Origin of the sequence: Methanimicrococcus hacksteinii (assembly GCF_032714515.1) — an archaeon.
Lineage (GTDB): Archaea > Halobacteriota > Methanosarcinia > Methanosarcinales > Methanosarcinaceae > Methanimicrococcus > Methanimicrococcus hacksteinii.
This window is the reverse complement of sequence record NZ_JAWDKC010000015.1, coordinates 1-17,939: the sequence shown is the minus strand read 5'-3', so window position 1 is coordinate 17,939 and position 17,939 is coordinate 1. Positions and strand designations below refer to the sequence as shown.

The 17,939-nt window shown below is 40.9% G+C and carries 13 protein-coding genes; 7 read left to right on the top strand and 6 right to left on the bottom strand.

From position 1 onward, the window contains the following. Positions 1-82: 82 nt before the first annotated feature. The 6 genes from MmiAt1_RS04445 (at position 83) to MmiAt1_RS04420 (ending at position 8,959) form a co-directional block, all read left to right on the top strand. Positions 83-469: a translation initiation factor IF-5A gene (locus MmiAt1_RS04445; RefSeq protein ID WP_316559409.1), complete on the top strand. Its 387-nt coding sequence runs from the start codon at positions 83-85 to the stop codon at positions 467-469. Positions 470-793: 324 nt separating this feature from the next. Further along, on the top strand, positions 794-1,552 hold the full coding sequence (locus MmiAt1_RS04440) for a hypothetical protein (RefSeq protein WP_318785694.1): 759 nt from the start codon (positions 794-796) through the stop codon (positions 1,550-1,552). 575 nt (positions 1,553-2,127) lie between these two features. Further along, positions 2,128-2,880: a 30S ribosomal protein S3ae gene (locus tag MmiAt1_RS04435; protein ID WP_318785693.1), complete on the top strand. Its 753-nt coding sequence runs from the start codon at positions 2,128-2,130 to the stop codon at positions 2,878-2,880. Positions 2,881-3,752: 872 nt separating this feature from the next. After that, complete coding sequence (locus tag MmiAt1_RS04430; protein WP_318785692.1) at positions 3,753-7,307, top strand: InlB B-repeat-containing protein; 3,555 nt, start codon at positions 3,753-3,755, stop codon at positions 7,305-7,307. Positions 7,308-7,533: 226 nt separating this feature from the next. Beyond that, on the top strand, positions 7,534-8,607 hold the full coding sequence (locus MmiAt1_RS04425; RefSeq protein WP_318785691.1) for a formate--phosphoribosylaminoimidazolecarboxamide ligase: 1,074 nt from the start codon (positions 7,534-7,536) through the stop codon (positions 8,605-8,607). Between the two features lie 88 nt (positions 8,608-8,695). After that, the gene (locus MmiAt1_RS04420; protein ID WP_318785690.1) at positions 8,696-8,959 is read left to right on the top strand and encodes a hypothetical protein; all 264 of its coding nucleotides are present in this window, start codon (positions 8,696-8,698) and stop codon (positions 8,957-8,959) included. Positions 8,960-9,015: 56 nt separating this feature from the next. Here MmiAt1_RS04420 and MmiAt1_RS04415 read toward each other — a convergent pair whose 3' ends face one another. The 3 genes from MmiAt1_RS04415 to MmiAt1_RS04405 form a co-directional block, all read right to left on the bottom strand. Then, positions 9,016-9,354: a hypothetical protein gene (locus MmiAt1_RS04415; RefSeq protein ID WP_318785689.1), complete on the bottom strand. Its 339-nt coding sequence runs from the start codon at positions 9,352-9,354 to the stop codon at positions 9,016-9,018. Positions 9,355-9,404: 50 nt separating this feature from the next. Continuing rightward, complete coding sequence (locus MmiAt1_RS04410) at positions 9,405-9,539, bottom strand: rubredoxin (protein ID WP_318785688.1); 135 nt, start codon at positions 9,537-9,539, stop codon at positions 9,405-9,407. Between the two features lie 150 nt (positions 9,540-9,689). Next, entirely contained in the window at positions 9,690-10,490 is an 801-nt protein-coding gene (locus MmiAt1_RS04405; protein WP_318785687.1) for a RecB family exonuclease, read from the bottom strand. Between MmiAt1_RS04405 and MmiAt1_RS04400 the strand changes: the two genes are divergently transcribed. Continuing rightward, on the top strand, positions 10,473-10,637 hold the full coding sequence (locus tag MmiAt1_RS04400) for a hypothetical protein (RefSeq protein WP_318785686.1): 165 nt from the start codon (positions 10,473-10,475) through the stop codon (positions 10,635-10,637). The two genes, MmiAt1_RS04405 and MmiAt1_RS04400, sit on opposite strands and share 18 nt — an antisense overlap. Before the next feature lie 154 nt (positions 10,638-10,791). On the opposite strand, the gene MmiAt1_RS04395 is transcribed toward MmiAt1_RS04400, so the two are convergent. The 3 genes from MmiAt1_RS04395 to MmiAt1_RS04385 all read right to left on the bottom strand — a co-directional run. After that, positions 10,792-12,711 carry a hypothetical protein gene (locus tag MmiAt1_RS04395; protein WP_318785685.1) on the bottom strand — a complete coding sequence of 640 codons (1,920 nt, stop codon included), beginning with the start codon at positions 12,709-12,711 and terminating at the stop codon, positions 10,792-10,794. 432 nt (positions 12,712-13,143) lie between these two features. Then, positions 13,144-15,624 carry a hypothetical protein gene (locus MmiAt1_RS04390; RefSeq protein WP_318785684.1) on the bottom strand — a complete coding sequence of 827 codons (2,481 nt, stop codon included), beginning with the start codon at positions 15,622-15,624 and terminating at the stop codon, positions 13,144-13,146. Between the two features lie 402 nt (positions 15,625-16,026). Next, positions 16,027-17,939 (bottom strand): InlB B-repeat-containing protein (locus tag MmiAt1_RS04385; protein ID WP_318785683.1); only part of this gene is annotated, 1,913 nt, incomplete at its 5' end.

Here is a 17,939-nt window from a genome sequence, read left to right as displayed (position 1 = left end):
ATTAAGCGTTTGGAAAAAGCGCATTATCACATTCATCACATCATTTTTCAGTTGAAAAAATCTGATTTTGGAGGATTCATAAATGAAAGAACAAGTTGAAATGAAGGAATTAAAAGAAGGCAGATACGTTATCATTGACGACGAAGCCTGTGTCATTAAAAGCATTGCAAAATCCAAGCCGGGAAAACACGGCGCGGCAAAAGCCAGAGTTGACGCAATCGGTCTTTTTGACAACTCAAAGCGCTCAATCGTCGGTTCCGTCGGTACAAAAGTCTATGTCCCGATCGTTGAAAGAAAAACCGCACAGGTGCTCACAATTACAGGCGACGTCCTTCAGCTGATGGACTTGGCCGAATTCAACACTTTTGAAATTCCGTTGCCGGAAGAATACAAAGAACGCGTTAAGGAAGGCGAAGAAGTGTCCTACTTGACCGCGCTCGGCAAAATTAAATTGGATTTGAGAAACTGAGATTTTTCATTTCTTTTTTTCTCTTTTTACTTTTTTGTTCTGTTTTAATATTCATTTTTAATATCGTTTCTAACATTCGTTTTTAACATTCGTTTTTAACATTTATTTTTAACAGTTATTTTTAACAGTTATTTTTAACAGTTATTTTAAAATATATTCTCTTGTCTTTGTTTTCAGAATTTATTTTTGCCCTCGCGCCTGTTTTTCATTCATTTTTGATTCATTTAATTCGCCGGAATTATTCCGGAGAGTGAAAATATATATCAGATGGATTTTATAATTATAACAGCTGTGAAATACACAGCAAAATGCATGGTGATAATTATGAGAATAAAAACGATGCTTTATGTCATGTTTGCCGCATTTGTTCTGACTGCCGGATTCAGCGGCTGTATCGGGAACAACAATTACGGCCCGAACATGATGAATAACTCGAACAATATGATGAACAGAGAAGAAGCGGATATCCGCTCGGTTTCAATTGCCGTTACCGGCAGCACTGTGACCGCTTCGATTACGACCGACCTTGATTTTGATGAAACGCTGGACACTGAGAATATCACGGTGAAAAAGGCGGGCGGTACAATTCGGATTTTGCTTTACGCTTTTGAACACACCGCCGGCGGCGGCAGCAACATTGTCAATGTCACGCTCGGAAATGTCAGTGATTTTAAGAACGGATCTGATTATACTGTCATCATCAACAATGAAATGGAAAAAGATGAAATCATTATTTTCAGATTTGAAAACAATACGCTTGTGACGATTCAGGAAGCTTTTGTCGGCAATGTCAGATTTGAAGCAAGCGGAAACGATGTGATTGCGGTTGCCGAAATTCCGAATGCCGGAAAATATGATACGGTTGACGAACAAAATATCACAAAAACCAGATTTGATCATGAAAATGAAATGGATATTTATGTCCCGATTATGATTAAATCTTCTTCAACGGATGAAAAAGGACCGATTTACGCCAAAATTTCAATCGGACAAATCGACAAGCTGAATAACGGCAGATACTTTGTTGAAATTAACGGACGAGACGCGTCTTTTACAATTCAGAACGGCACTTTGATGACTTAAATTGAATCTGAAGAATCTGAAATAAAAATATAAAAAATAATTTGATTGAAATCCGGAAAAATGGTTTACCGGATTTCAATTTATTCGATAACGGATAATCGGTGCATGTAAGCCGGGCAGATTGGAAAAAGAACCGGAATCAGCTTCTGTTATTGAAAAACAGGACACGGTCGGCAACCATATCCAACCATATCCGCAACCATATCTTTTATATATCAAAAACTTCTTTTGAAGTTGCCAATTAAAATTCTATTCTTATTATTTTGATTTCATTTTCGAGATCAAACAACTTCTTTGAAGTGATTTGCCCGAATTCATGAAGATGAGCGACGGGCGTATGCTATGGCTGCATAAAAGCTTCGGACAAGTTAAAAATTGAAAAGAAAACAAATTTGTTTTTTGTTTTCGGCTTTTTGAATTTTCGAGAATCAGCAAGAATAATTGTTGTTCCAATCAAGGCTTATTCAATTTTTCAGAGTTATCATTCGTTATTTGTTCTGTATTTTCAGGGAACATATTCAAATTTAAAAATTCATTTAAAATCAATATCATCCAATATCTCGGAGGAAAAAATTATGGCAAGAAAACAACAAAAGAAAGTGGACAGCTGGAAGGAAAAGAAATGGTACAACATCGTCGCACCGGAATTTTTAAACCGTGCGGTTGTCGGCCAGACCATCGCATCCGATCCGGCGCTTCTTCCCGACCGTATCATTGAAACCACTGTCGGCGAAATGTCCGGCGAAATGTCCAAGAACAACATCAAGATGAGATTCAGAATCGTCAATGTCAACGGCGATGTCGCTGAAACCGTTTTCCTCGGACACCACCTGACAAACGACTACCTCCGCTCCATTGTGAAGAGACAGACTTCCAAAGTCGACGCTGTTTTGACCGTCAGAACCGCAGACGGCTACATTGTCACCATCAAGCCGACCTGCTTTACCGTTAAGAGAGCAAGAACCAGCCAGATTAAGGCCATCCGCAACATGATGACAAGAATCGTCGTCAGACGCGCCGTCAAATCCAACTTCGAAGACCTCGTTCAGGAAATTGTTACCGGAAAGCTTTCCTCCATGGTTTACAAGCAAACCAAAAACATCTACCCCTTGAGAAGAGTCGAAATCAGAAAGACGGAAGTTGTCAAGACCCCCGCTCAGCGCAGAATCCCGAAAGTTGCGGAAGAGCAGCAGACAGCACCCGCAGAAGAGACGGCAGCCCCTGTTGAAGCGCCGGTCGAAGCTGAAGCACCCGCAGAAGAAGTTGTTGAAGAAGCAGCACCTGCAGAAGAAGTCACGGCAGAAGCTGTTGAAGAAACTGCAGAATAATTTTTTATTCAAATTCAATAAACTCAATAAAATAAAACAAGACAAAACGGCATTGTCCGTTTTGTTTTGTCATTTTTGTCGTCCTGATTTTTTATTTTTACAAACGAACCATTAAATGAATGGATTTTAATTTTTACTTGTTTTTGTCGAAAGCATTTATCTTTGATTTTTAAAACATACAAAAATTCATAGGTAAGTATATATATTCTGAAATCTGTTACTGATTAAATGATTATTTACTAATCATATAATAAGATGTAATTGAGATTGCTGTATCTCAGCAATACGTTTATCGAAAGTATAGGGGAAAAGTTTATGTACGATGTAGTGACCAATCGCTTCGCGCTTCGCGCTTCGCGCTTCGCGCTTCGCGCTTCGCGCGCAGAAAGCAGTCGCAGTCGTCACTATCTATAAACTTTGCTTATCTGAAAAACGATAAACAAAAAACTCAATACAACACTTACTTTTCTGTTCTAAATTTTTCAAAATATTTGAAAAACTGTCTTTTTTCTGAAATTCAATCATTTTTCAACGTTTGGAAGATTTCCTCAATCGACTTTGATTTAAACTCATTCGATTCAGATACTTTAAATTTAAAAACGCTTGAGCAGAGCAGAAATTTCACTTCCTTCAACCATCCCGTTTTTGTTTTGCAGATTTTGACAAAACCCGTTAGAGAATTCTATGCCGTTTTCGGCGCCGTCAATCACCTGCAATTCAGAATAAAAAACGTAACCCAAAAACAATTCAACTCAGCGTCGGCACAATTCGTGTCGGCGCCTTTCTTTAAAACTTATCAGCCGTCGGCGACGTAGCTGTGAAAATTGGTACAGGATTTTTCTAAAAAAATAATCAATTATATAGGTGTTATAATGAAATTAACAAATCGATTATTAATTATGCTTACATTGACATGTATGCTTGGTTTAGCCAGTTGCGGAGTTGCAGCTGCGGCTGATGTTACATTGGAAGGTGAATATTACTATACTTTAATTTATAATTATGTTCCATACCCTGGAACAAGTACTACTGATATTATGCGATCTTCTGACGGGGATATCTGGAATGACTATAAAACTGTCTCGGGTTCTCCTACTTTAATTGGGGATGGTACTCCTATTAACGGTCTTATCATTAAGGATACTGCATCTATCACAGTTTCCCTTAAAAACCTCAATATAGTACAGCCTACTGGAAGTAGTCTTTCCGGTGCTGTAACTTTTGATAATAGTACCTCTGTAACTTTTTATATCTATGAAACTGTTAGTATTCGTGGAGCTAATGGCATCGGTACTGAAGGTTTTCAATCTGCAGGAAAAGCAGGTATTGATGTTTCTAATACTTCTTCTATTACTCAATTTACTATTTACTCCATGAGTGAACCTGCCAATTTGTTTGTTTATGGTGGCAATGCCAGTAATGATCTCGGCTCTCTTTCTGGGGCTGGTGCCGGTATCGGTGGTCCGGGAGGATATCCTGGTTCTGCAGAGTCTGTAAATGCTCCTGACATTAATTGTAACATGGACTTTTATATGAATTCTACTTCTTTCTCCATTTATGCTATAGGTGGAACCGGTACTGGTACTATTCCCGGTTCTTCAAATGCACGAGATATCGGTGGTGGAAGTGGTGCAGGAGATGAAATTAAGGCAGGAGATGGCGGGTCTGTTAATGCTATCATTAAAGTCTGTAATTCTCCCGGAATTTTATATGCTACTGTTAATGGAATTGGTGGAGGTCATGGCGGATCTTCATCCGATGCAGGTGCTGGCGGGAATGGCGGATTTATGAAAGAGCTTGCTATGTATACCTATTTGGACAACCCTACTATCTATGCAGCAGGAACTTTTCCCGTAATCGGTGGTGGAAATGGTGGAGCCCCTGATGGGGGTGGTGGCAATTCTGGTGATATTGCCGCCAATCTTAATCTTCATATTCCTGGTACAGATTCTATTGGTGGAGGGTATGGATATGGTACTGGTTCAGGCGGTACATCTGGTAGTAAACCAAATACCATCGTAAACACGGTTTCAGAATCTATTCTTTTTGATGCAAATGGAGGCACATTCTCTGGGTCGAGCAGTTCTCAACACGCGGTGTTTAATCCTGCCAGCAAAGATTATGATAATATCATTGCACAATTGCCGACTTTAACCGCCGATGAGCTCGTTTTCAAGGGCTGGTATTCTAATTCTGTATGTAATGATGAAGACCTTGTTTCAAGTGGTGACACTCTTTCTATCGGTCGTACTTATTATGCCGGCTGGATTGGCCCCGCTACAATCACTTTAAATCTGAACAATGGTGCCCTTACCGACGATTCATATGAACTTGAAATTACAATTCCTGCTGATAAGGTAGGCGACAAAGCTTATATTGATGCTTTACTTGCCGATGATGATGCTATCAGTTATGATTCATGGTCATTTGGCGGCTGGTGGTCGACCACAAATACAACAGGTCTTATTGATGAGGGAACCACATCAGAGGACATTCCTTGGGATACCAGAGTTCTTTCTGAAGATCCGCTTGCTGATGAAACTTTCTATGCTCTTTGGTACAAAGACTTTAAGTTGAATGCAAACGGCGGAATGTATGATGGTGTCGATACAAACACAGACATTACTGTGAGATATCAGCCGGCTATGGGTGGAACTATTCTTGCATTCTTTGAATCGGAAGTTAGTTCACGCTTAACCTACCCTGTCGAAACAACTGAATGGACACGTTCTGAGAATGTTTGGGGCATGGCTCCTGGCATTATTAATAATGCATGGTCATCTGACTCTTTAACAAAATCAAAGACTCCTGTTGATTTGTATGCCAAATGGGAAGGTGTCATCACTCTTGATACAAACGGCGGCGATTTCGCTCCGGGTAATTCTAATACAGTGAAAATCCAACCCGCAACTCCTAATACCGAAGTTTCTAATATGGTCAATAATAAAAAACCTGATCTTGAGGGAATGAATCCTCTTGGCTGGTATACAGAAATGGACAGCGCCGGAATTGTTTCAGGAAATGCAGTAAATGAAGAATTTAATTTCTATCCGATGACACTTTACGCAGGATACTTCAAAAAAATCTCTGTTGTAATTCCTGGCGGCTCCTCCAACTCCCTTTGGGTACAATATTATCACACTGAAGCTGATATTGAAGGTTTGCTTATTGCTGCAGATATTATCGATGGCAGTTTGGCTGTTGATCCCTGGGAACTCGGATGGTACACAACAAGCACTGACGGAATTGTCGATCTCGATTCAAAGATTGAAGGCAGTTTAAGTTCAATTGTGTTAAACGGCGGTACAATCTATGCCGGTCTTGTTCAAGACATCAACTTAGGCAAATTCGGTGACAGCGAAGAAGATTTCATCATCACTATTCAGTCCGGTCAAGATCTGGATGACATTTCCGATTTAATCAAAGAGATGCTTGAAGGCGAAAATGCACCTGTCCTTGATGACTGGACGCCTGTTCTGTATGTCGAAAAAGACGGTGCCGATGATATTCCGCTGTTTGATGAAGATGGTGAAATTTCCGATGGCATTGTTATTGATGACCTTGAAAATCTGTATATCGTTTGGACCGGTGAAATCACATTGGATGCCAACGGCGGTACGTTTGCAGATGAAGACTTCGATGGCGTTGCAGGAATCATTCGCGATGAAACGACTCTTGGAGAATTACCCGTACCTGAATACGAGGGTTGGGATTTTGCCGGCTGGTTCGGCGAAACTGATGAAAACGGAGTTGTCGACCTTGATTCAAAGCTCAATGATGACCTTACATTCTCGGACAACAAGGATGAGCTTTATGCAGGCTGGACAAAAACTGTATCACTTGAATTAAATGATACGGATGGAAACCCCATTGATATTCCGGACATCATTATTCAGCCCGGCGAAGATCTCGATGAAGTTGTCGAGAAGATCATTGATGACCTTGGAGATGACGTCTCTGTCTCTGACCCCACTAAACCCGGACACACATTCGGCGGTTGGGAATTAGGCGGCGATAACGGTGGCGAACTCGTCCCCATCTGGATCAAAAACCCCAATGGCGGCAGCAGCGGCGGCGGAACAGGCGGTGCAACAATCACAAACAACGGTACAAGCACCACCACCGGCACCAATGACGGCAATGGCTCTGAAGCAGCCGATTTCAGCGGCGACAACGACGGCAGCGGTTCTGATTCAAATGCATCCGGATCAAATGACGGAAACAGCTCCGGCTCAAGCAGCGGAAACGGATCGGGCAGCGCAAATGTCATCAATGGCAGCAATTCCGGTTCAAACGGAATCTTCGGTTTTGGAAGTGATTCAAACTCAGGATCAGGCAACACAACAATGTACATCATATTGGCATTTGCCATTATTGTTATCATTGTTATTGGTGGTGTCTATTACTTCAAAGTCATGAAGAAATAATAACAAAAAATAATAAAATAAATTTTGAGTGAAAACTTTTTAGTTTTCATTCATTTCTATTTTTTACAGCTTTTATTTTTGTTTATTTTGTTTATTTACGTTTGCATTTTCGGATTTATTTTCGAATTTATTTCAAAATTATCTGCGGACCTTCTTTTCAGAATCATAAAAAATATCCTTAAATAGGATAACTTCCTTTAAAACCAAAAGCTTAAGGAACATTTTTATGGATTTTACAAAAGAAGAAATTCTCGGCATTTTGGATTCGTATGATTTGGACAATATCACGATTGCCACAATCTGCTCTCACTCCAGCCTTCAGATTTTTGACGGTGCCCGCAAGGAAGGTTTTAAGACGCTCGGAATTTGTTTAAGGGCGCCTCCGAAGTATTATGACGCTTTTCCGCTGGCCAAGCCGGACGAATTTTTGGTGCTTGACCGTTACGACGAACTTTTGGACAAGGTTGAAGAACTGAAAGCCAAAAATGTGATCATCGTTCCGCACGGCTCTTTTATCGCTTACATGGGAACGGACAAGTTCGCGCAGCTCGGCCTTCCGACATTCGGCAACCGCAATGTTCTGGAATGGGAATCGGACCGCAAAAAAGAAAGACAATGGCTGGTCGGTGCCGGCATTCATATGCCTGACGTGATTGAAGATCCGCGCGACATTGACGGTCCCGTGATGGTCAAATACGACGGCGCTCAAGGCGGCAAAGGCTTTTTCATCGCCAAATCTTATGAAGACTTTTTGGAACACATTGACGACACGAAAACGTTCACGATTCAAAAATTCCTGACGGGAACACGCTATTATTTGCATTACTTTTATTCGCCGATCAAAGAAGACGGCTACACGCTCAGCAAAGGCACTTTGGAAATGCTCAGCATGGACCGCCGCGTCGAGTCCAATGCGGACGAAATTTTCCGCCTCGGCTCTCCGAAAGAATTGATGGAAGCCGGCATCATCCCGACTTACGTTGTCACCGGAAACGCCCCGCTCGTCGCCCGCGAATCGCTTCTGCCGCTCATCTTTGAACTCGGCAGCCGCGTGGTTGAAGAATCCTTAAAGAAATTCGGCGGCATGATCGGTCCGTTCTGTTTGGAAACGGTTTTCACCGACGACTTGGAAATCAAAGTGTTTGAAATTTCCGCAAGAATCGTTGCCGGAACGAATCTTTACATTTCCGGATCCCCGTATGCGGATTTGGTGGAAGAAAACTTATCGACCGGCCGCAGAATTGCAAGAGAAATCAAGATTGCAAAAGAAACGGGCAAATTGGATGAGATTATTTCATAATTTTTAAAAATGAAAAGCTCGTTCTTTTCATTTTTCAATTTCATCTTTTTATTTTCTAATCTTTTTGCTGCCTGTGCTGTTACGATCAATGCTGCTGCCAACGCCCGGTCCCGGCACTGCATTTCCATATCATCTGCTCTCTTTTATCACATCCGCTCGCTGCGCGAGCGTGGGCACAGATTACCTTACCGGCTCCGTTTGCCGTTGCTGTTCTGATTCCGTAAATACAGTTGCAGATTTGCCGGCCTGTTGCTGTCCGCCGCTGTTTGCTGCTGTCTGCTGCTGTCTGCCGCCGTCGCCGCGCGCGAGCTGTTGCAATTTAAAAAAGGGATTAAAACCGAACTGCGTTTAAAATGTATTCAATAAAAAATGAAGAGATAAATCGAAAAAAGAAATTGTGTAAAATTATTAACTGCGCCACACGCTCTGTTCAGATTTATATTCGATGTTGTTTTCTTTGCATAATGCACACATTTTATCGATGAAATCAAACCCTCCGAAATGTTCAAGCAATGCGGTCTTTGCATCTTGATTGTTGTTTGATAACAATCTTATGAATTTTTCTGTGTTTTCTTCATCGAAACTAAATGAGAAATCAAGTATTTCGGCAGAATAAAATACGCCCACATCACTTCCGGAGTCTTCGCCTCTTATTTTGAGACAATTATCTTTGATGCCGGCCCGAATGCATGTGCTTTTTTTATTGGTCCCCGCATTACACAGTTCGAATTCCTCAACCGATTCCATTATCATCCCTCTGTTTCGCATAAAATAAAAAATAAAATGAAAGAATCAGATTACTCCAACTCAAAAGCTTCTTTTCCTTCGCCGCAGACGGGGCATTCCCAATTGTCGGGCAGCTCCGAGAAGGGCGTTCCTTCTTCGTCTTCGTCGTAAACGTAACCGCAAACAGTGCATACATATCTTGCCATTCTGATCCCTCTTTTTGAAAGCTGATAGAAATAAAAATAAAGTAAGTAAAGATAAAATAAAGGATTGAAAAAAGAATGCAAACGCATTCACATCAAACAGAAAGCTTCGTTTTTATATAATTATATTGATTTTGAAAATCAGAACCAATATCAAATTATTTTACCGGCGTTTTGCTGAAACGCGGGACATATTGTTGAAAACTCGCACCAGCGGCAAAGGCTGCTGACGCAGGGTTTGAAATTGTTTTCCCAGGACGACAGTTCGATTGTTTGAATCAGGTCGACGACATTGTTTTTGACGGCTTGGATTTCTTCGTCTGTTTTTTGAAAGCGGAATTCTTCGTTGAACCGGAGGTAATGATAAATGACTTCGGCTTCGTTTTCATTGTATTCGGGATATTTTTTGCGCGCGCCGATTTGATAAAGCGCAAGCTGCCGATCGTTTTGGAGGTCGCTGATTTGCGGCAGTCTGCCGGATGTTTTGTAATCGTGGATTTCGAGGTTCCCGGTTTCGTTATTGACGGCGATTCTGTCGATGAATCCCATGATTTTAAAGCCTTCAATGTTGACGTCGACACGTTCTTCCACGGAAAGCGTTTTTTCAGAATCGAACGGCTGATGATTTTTGTAGTAGTCGGCCAGAATTTTCTTCCCCTGCAGAAAATAATCTTCTTTTGTCATGCCTTCTTTGACGATTTTGACATCGTCCGACCAGTTTTCGTTCCAAAGAGATTCGTATTTGTCAAGCAAAAGAATGAGCGGAATTTCGGCATCGGGCATTTTCTTCTGCCGCCGGTACAAATATTCAAGCACCTCGTGAACGGTGGATCCCATGTATGCTTCAATGCCGATAAACGGGATTTCGGGCTTGATTTTATCGAGATATTTGTATTTGTAAGAGAGGGGGCACTTCTCAAAAGTTGAGAGGCGGGAGTGGGAGTAGATTGTCATTTGCTTAAGTTATGGTTTTTGAGATTAAAAAGATTGGTTGCGAAGGGTGAAAGTTTTGAAAATCTTGAGATTTTTAAAATTTGTGGCTTTGAAAAACAAAGTAAGCCAAAAAAAATTGAAAAACAAATGAAGCAAGTGAATAAATGAAAAACAAATGAAAATAAATGAAAACAAGTGAAAACAAATGAAAAGCAAATGAAAATAAATGAAAACAAGTGAAAACAAATGAAAAGCAAATGAAAACAAATTAAGAAACAAACTTTTGAAAAAAAGAAAATGAATAAAAACGAATTGTTTTCATTCATTTCTGTTCATTTTTATTTCTTACTTTGAAATAGTACACCGCAGCAATGATGGCAAAGACCATCAATGCAAGAAGGATGTAATGTTTCGTATAATCTTTCTTTTCGGGTGTTTCCACAAGGTTTTCAAAACCGGACACCGGGTTTACAGGAGGTGATCCGCCGTCTTCGGCATCAAGTGTTCCCTCATATCCAACGCTTGTTGCTGCGTCAACAACTCTGGCAGTTCCGAAAGGAGTGCCGCCTTCGCTTTTGATTACAGGGTTTGTAAGATTAACCCAGACTGCATAAACTGTTCCGACTGCAAAGTCAGCTTGATCCCATTCAAAGTAGACGTCATTCTCGAAGACATGCCATCCGGAAAATTCCCATTCGCCATTTTCACCGTTTTCTAAATATGTCGGGATGTTTTCGGGCAAATTCAATATATCTGATACATCAGGAACGGGAGTTCCGTGTTGGATGAATACTTCATGTTCGTCTTGAGAATCTCCGAAATATCCGCCATTCGGGTTTAACATGATTTTGTATTCCCAGACAGCGTAATATTTATCCCCGGGGATTAAAGACACCTCTCCTTTAACAGAATCTTGATTTCCATTGGTTACATAGAGATTTTCATCCAATATTATCAATTGTTCGAAGGTAAACCAGCCAACGAATTTTGCCGTTTCCGGACTGTTGAATTTTTCCCCCCCTTCTGCAAATAAAAATGCATTTATTTTTTCAATTGTATCATCGATATCGACAGGATGTTTATAGAGGATTCCTTCAGCAATTTCATCGGCAAATGTACCGCCATTTGCATAGAACGTTACAACAGGATTCAGATCCAAGTATTCTGTCCAACCATCTGCAGGTAAAATAGTATGTCCTTTAACAATATCTGTTGCCGTGGTTTCCGGATTTGCTCCGATGACGTAAACAACGGGGGTCTGACCTTCAAAAGTAATATTTGTATTTATGTTTCCCGGTTTGGATTCACCGGCACCGATTTGCGGAATTTCATTATCTTTTACGAAAACCTTTGTTTCTCCGTTAGCATTGCTGATAACAAAATTCTGAACATATCCGCCGATTCCCGTTGTTTTTCCGTGACCGCCGCCAATACCATTCATTGTTGCATAAACAGTACCACCTGTAATAGAAAGAGAAGCAGAATAACCGCCCATTCCGGTGGCGCCATCATAATATGCACCGCCGCCGCCACCGATATCTCTTGCATCTCCTGAATTTGAAGCGCCTTTACCACCGATTGCATTAATGGTACCAGATTCAATATTGATGGTGCCGAATTTTTCGGCAGTTCCTTTATTTTTATCGAAATAGCCACCGATGCCACCTATGGCTGCACCGCCGCCTGTTTCGTGAGCGTCATCACCGCTGATATCACTGCCATTGCCGCCAAACACATTTAATGTGCCGTCACCGGTAATATTAAGAGTAGACCCGGAGGGAACATTAATACCTGCTTTTCCTGCAAGGCTCCTGAATTTTTTTTCCTTATCTTCAATATCAGGTACGCTGTTTGAACCGTCTTTACCTTGGATTGTGTTGGTACCGACCAATTTAAGAGTGACTGAATAACCGTCACCGAGTATAAAAGCGCCGGTAAGCGAATCACTCGTTTGTGTAATTGATACATCGTTGAGATGAACAGCAATATTACTCCGAATGGTAACGGAGCCGCTTAACGAGCCGGATAAATTCAGATAATGATCATCGCCCCATGTACCAAGACTGGTCCACCCGCCGCTGCCCGGGTTATATTCAAGAATGCCATTTGTAACTTTAAAAGTAATACTTGAATCTTCATCAAAAACAAAATCATGTCCCGTCGCTGCTCCGGCAACACCGCTGCACGCAATCAAAACGACACCCATTACTATAAGTGATGTCATTAAATTTTTTATTTCCATAATTAAACTCCCCCTTGCGGTTGAAAATATTATGGCCTGAACCCCATTCTGTGTTTTTTGAAAGCTTAAGATAAGCCCGGGTTGATGAAATAATCAGCGCCGATTTTAAGATTTTTATTCCTTTAAAACCGTTTTTATATTGAATATATTAATAGATAAAGAATAAAATTACTTATTACTTCTTAAGTGTTTTTACATTGAATAGATGTCAAATTAGAATTATAATTAAAAATAGCAAGCGAAGATGATTGCAATTCAACAATTATAGCAATTAAATTAAAAATGCATATAAACAGAAAAATAGTGAATAATAAAAACGAAAATGAAATATTGAAAAACAATTCGTTGAAAAACAAAAAAATAAAAAAGAACAAAACAAAAAATAAAAAGGAAATGAATGAAAACAAAATGTTTTCACTCAAATTTTTCAAATTATTTTGCTTGTAATTTATTTCTTCTGTAGAAATACGCGGCTGCACCGACTGCAATGAGTGCAACTATGACGATGATGATGACAATCGGAATAATGTTCGACTTCGGCTCTGTTTCGTAACCGGTATCATCCGTCGGTTTATCTTCAGCATCATTATTGTTTTCGACAACATTATCGTTAGTATTATCGATTATTGTTTCTGTCGGATAAGTAACCACTGCCGGGCCGCCTTGTCCGGGGCCGCCGGAAGAGGGAATTTTCGTCATGACAATAACTTCTTTGAAATTAACCCACGGAGGATAAGAAACAGCTTCTGAAGATACTTCCAAAGCCTCCATTTCAGGAAGAAGAGTCACTTCTCTGGTTTCCGGATAGTAATTTTTCAATTCAAAAGTAATTGTTGCCGGAATTTCAAAACCGTAAGGGTTTCTTTCAACAAGAGTTGCAACAGCCTCAACCATCGGGTAATCAATTTCATCATATGTCGGGCTGAACCACACTGTTACCGTTCCGAGAGTAATTAAATTATTCCAATAATCCGGAAACGTCATTCCAAGTCTGCCAGCTAAAGACAAATATCTGGTATATGCCGTTGAAAGAATTTGAAGTTCATCATCAACGGTATTTTTCGCGTTGACGTACACAGACGGAAGTCTTGATCCGCTTTCATCAACAACAAAATAGGTCACAGGACAGATTTGTCTTCCCATTTCGTTTACAAATTCAGTAGAACCGCGATAACCGGCAATCAAAACATTTCCGTTGTTAATTGTGACTTTGGACCAATCACCATATGTTTCGTATTTAAGATCATATTCAACATCAGCATTTGTAATCATTGGTCCGAAATCCGGCGTTCCGAAACCGAAGAAAAGAGAAATAACATCCGTTCTTTCACCGTCAATTGTAATTTGAGCAGTTCCCGAAGATTCGAACCCGAAACCTCCGCCGATATCAGCCGCAGGAAGGAATTCGGAAGGTTCAGGAGGACAAGAAGGACCACATTCATGATCCAATTCTTCCAAATTTTCTAAATGTGATATAACCTCCAAAATTGAGTCCACAGCTACAAAACCGCCCGATGCCAAAACAATGCTGTCGTTTATTTCGATGTTTGCATTACCGCCGGCCATACCAAATCCCCCGCCGATACCGGTTCCGAAATCACTGAGAGCTGTAACGACAGACGTATCTGCGATATAAACATTGCCGGCACCTCCGTTTGTTCCCTCAGAAATAAACTTCCCGAAGGAAAAAGGATTATAAGGCAATGAAGAACTGCCCCCGCCTATTGCTGCCGCCAATCCGGATACTGCAAAAACGTCGCTGTTGTAAATTTCAACAGTACCGGTTCCATCAATACCGGACTCCATTATTTCAACATCCAACAATTTAGCATCCATTCCGGAATTGCTGCCGCCGCCGCCGCCAATGCCGGCGCCGTCACCGCCGAAAGCAGGAACCAGATAGATATTAGGATAATAAAAATCAACGGTCAACATAACCAAATTTATAAAAGATTTAGAATCAAAATCATCAGGGATAAAACTTTCAAGTCCATTACGGCCGCCGTATGCCAAAACGGATGCTTTGTCGCTGATTATAATCTTGCCGCTTGATTGTGAACGTTGAGATCCTGAGATGAAATCATCCTCATCAAGATTTGGAAACAGGGCAAGCGACGGATAAGTGATAATACCGTTACCGCCAATGCCTGCACCGCCACCGATTCCTAACGGCAAAACAAATTCATTCACATCGTCAGCACTCAAAACAGATTCGGTAAGATCGTCGGTTTCAAAATACCTTTTAGCATAATTTTGAATTTTTGAAACTGAAAAATCAATTTCACAATTCAAATAGCTGTCACCGCCGTGAACTTCCAAAACGCCCGGATTTTTGAGAGCTTTTTCAGATTCACCTGACAGATTCAATGTGCTGTCCTCGGGAACATAAATTCCTGCGCTGCCGACAAATCCTTTCAAAGTATTTACAGACTTTTCTTTGAGAACAATGCTGACATTTGTTCCTGCTGTCAAACTGATTGCCGGACCGAAATAAGGAGCCGCGATATTTGACGTTGCCGGAAGTTCAATTGCCGGAACGGATTTGTCAATTGTCACATTGTCTAAAACAAGATTCAAAACGGGCGGTTCAAAGACAATGAATTTCGCTTTTTTTTGTTCATCTCTTCCGGAAAATATAAAAACACCCGAATGAACATTATCCGTTTCACCCGTTAAAGTAAAAACAGTATCAGAATCATATTCGTCCCAGCCTTCATCTGAAAAGGCCTGACCGTATTTGTCAGAAACTTGTTTTGCCCGAACACCTTCATCTGTCACATTAAACAGAATATAACCTTCTGAGACATCAAATGTTGTAACAGGATCACCGGCCTCAGCCGCTGCGGTTCCGCCGAATGCCAAACCGATCAAACAAATCAAAGATAAAATAATCAATAAATTTTTAAATTCCATAAATCAACACCATCCGTGTAATAAATGTAAAAATCGGCGCATACCAAAAATACGCCGTCACTGCAGCTGATTATAACCCCGTTTTTACTGCGTTATTCGCATAACCAAAAGAGCATGGAACGTTTTATCATGAATAATCGGTGATTATTGGATAAATACTTTTTTGAAAAATAGAGAAGACATAATAAAAAAATGAATATAATAAGTAGGGAATTAAAAAATGAAGACTGTTGAACAGAACGATGAAAACGAAAAAATTTAAAAATTAATGAAAAACGAAAACAGAAAAACGAAAACAGATTGAAAAATTCGGAATGAATGAAAACATTAATTCGTTAAATCAAAAAACAATTAATTCGTTAAAAAATAAAAAGAAAAATGAATGAATCATTTTTCTTAAATTCAATTTTTCTTATTCTTTCTGTATCTGTAATAACCGTAGCAGACCAAAAGAAGGAACAACAAGAGAAGCAAGAGCCACCAGCTGCTGTAAGCTTTCGGAGCAGGATCTGCCGGCTCATCCGGAAGGATTGGAATTTCATCGATATCGTATCCTTCCATTGATCCACTGTCTTCCGGAAGGTCAGCATTGAAACCGCTGCCGCCATATTCAACAACTCTTGCGCTGCCGAACCCGGGACCGTCTGAACCGGTGCTCGTGGAAATCCATTCTGCAATCAGAACCATGTTTTCGAAGACTTCGTTACTGAAATCCCATGCTTCTTCGCTTCCTTCAAGGAACCAGCCTTTTAATTCGGAATTTCTCGGGGAAACGTAGCCGACGGGACCGGAAGGCGGATATTCATCGGGTGCTGAAACAGGTGTGCCTGCTTCAATTTTAATTGTGTATGAATTTGTCTTTTCCTGAACACTGAGAATTATGAATTCTCCTTGCATATTTCCATCTGCATTAAATGTAACAAAGACGACCTCGTCATTTGACCAAACGGCATACAAATTGAGGATCTCGTCATCGGGGATAAATTCAGGTGTGTAATCATCGAATTCCCAGCGGATGTTTTCAGCCGTAACCCAGCAAACCAATTCAAGGTCATCTTTTTCCAATGTCACTTCGGAGAGGGACGGAATTTTTTCATCACGAAGAACAAAGATTGAATAAGTTTCACCTTCTTGTTCGATAATTCCCGGGGTTACATCTTCTATTTCTGTGAATGTTCCGCCGTTTGCATGGAAAATAACATTTACGTATTGCGGCGCTTCTTCCCAGACAGCATAGAGGATTAATTCTCCTGTAATACTTTCTTCGTCAGTAAAGTCAAAGAGATTATCAGCATCGGCATATTGATCTTCACTCCATCCTGCCAAATAATATCCTTTACGACCCAATTCGTTTCCGAAATCAGGCTCTCCGGATTCTTTGACCGTGGTGACTGCAATATATCTGATCAACTCATTTTCACCGAATTTACCGCCGTTGGCATCAAATGCCACAGAATCTTCCCAGCAAGCATACAAGTTCATTGTCAATGCGCCGCCGTTAGCAGCGTCTTCAAAGACATAAGACTCTGAAATTTTCGTTGCAGAGTCATCGTCGCCGAAAATCCACTTGGTTCCCCAGTCGTTCCCGTTTTCCGGTCCACATTGAGTGAACCAGCCTTGGAAGATTTGATCGGGGGCGGATTCGGGATCTTCGGGTTTTTCACTTTCAAGGACAGTGCCACCATAACTTGTTGTATACGGGCCGGAGTATAACTCTTCGTCGTAGTAATTGATAATAACAGACAAACTAGTTTTGGTTGTGTACAGGTTCAAAACAAATTCAGAAACACCGGAATCGGTTGTAAGAGCAGTATCTGCTGCCCATGCACCGCCGCCTTCCAAAGACCAAGCTGAGAAACTGTAGCCGAATTCAACAGGGAGAGCAATAGCAGTGTAATCTGAACCGTAAGACTGAGAAGCAGTCTGGTAAGCAGTCTCAACACCGTTAACATAGTAGTTGATGGTGACCGAGTTGCCGGTCTTGGTTGTGTACAAGTTCAAGACAAGTTCATCAGAAACACCGGAATCGAAAGTAAGAGCAGTATCCGCTGCCCACTCATCGCCGCCCGTCAAAGACCAAGCTGAAAAACTGTAGCCGGATTCAACAGGGAGAGCAATAGCAGTGTAATCTGAACCGTAAGACTGAGTGGAATCGGTCTGGTAAGCAGTCTCAACACCGTTAACATAGTAGTTGATGGTGACCGAGTTGCCGGTCTTGGTTGTGTACAAGTTCAAGACAAGTTCATCAGAAACACCGGAATCGAAAGTAAGAGCAGTATCCGCTGCCCACTCATCGCCGCCCGTCAAAGACCAAG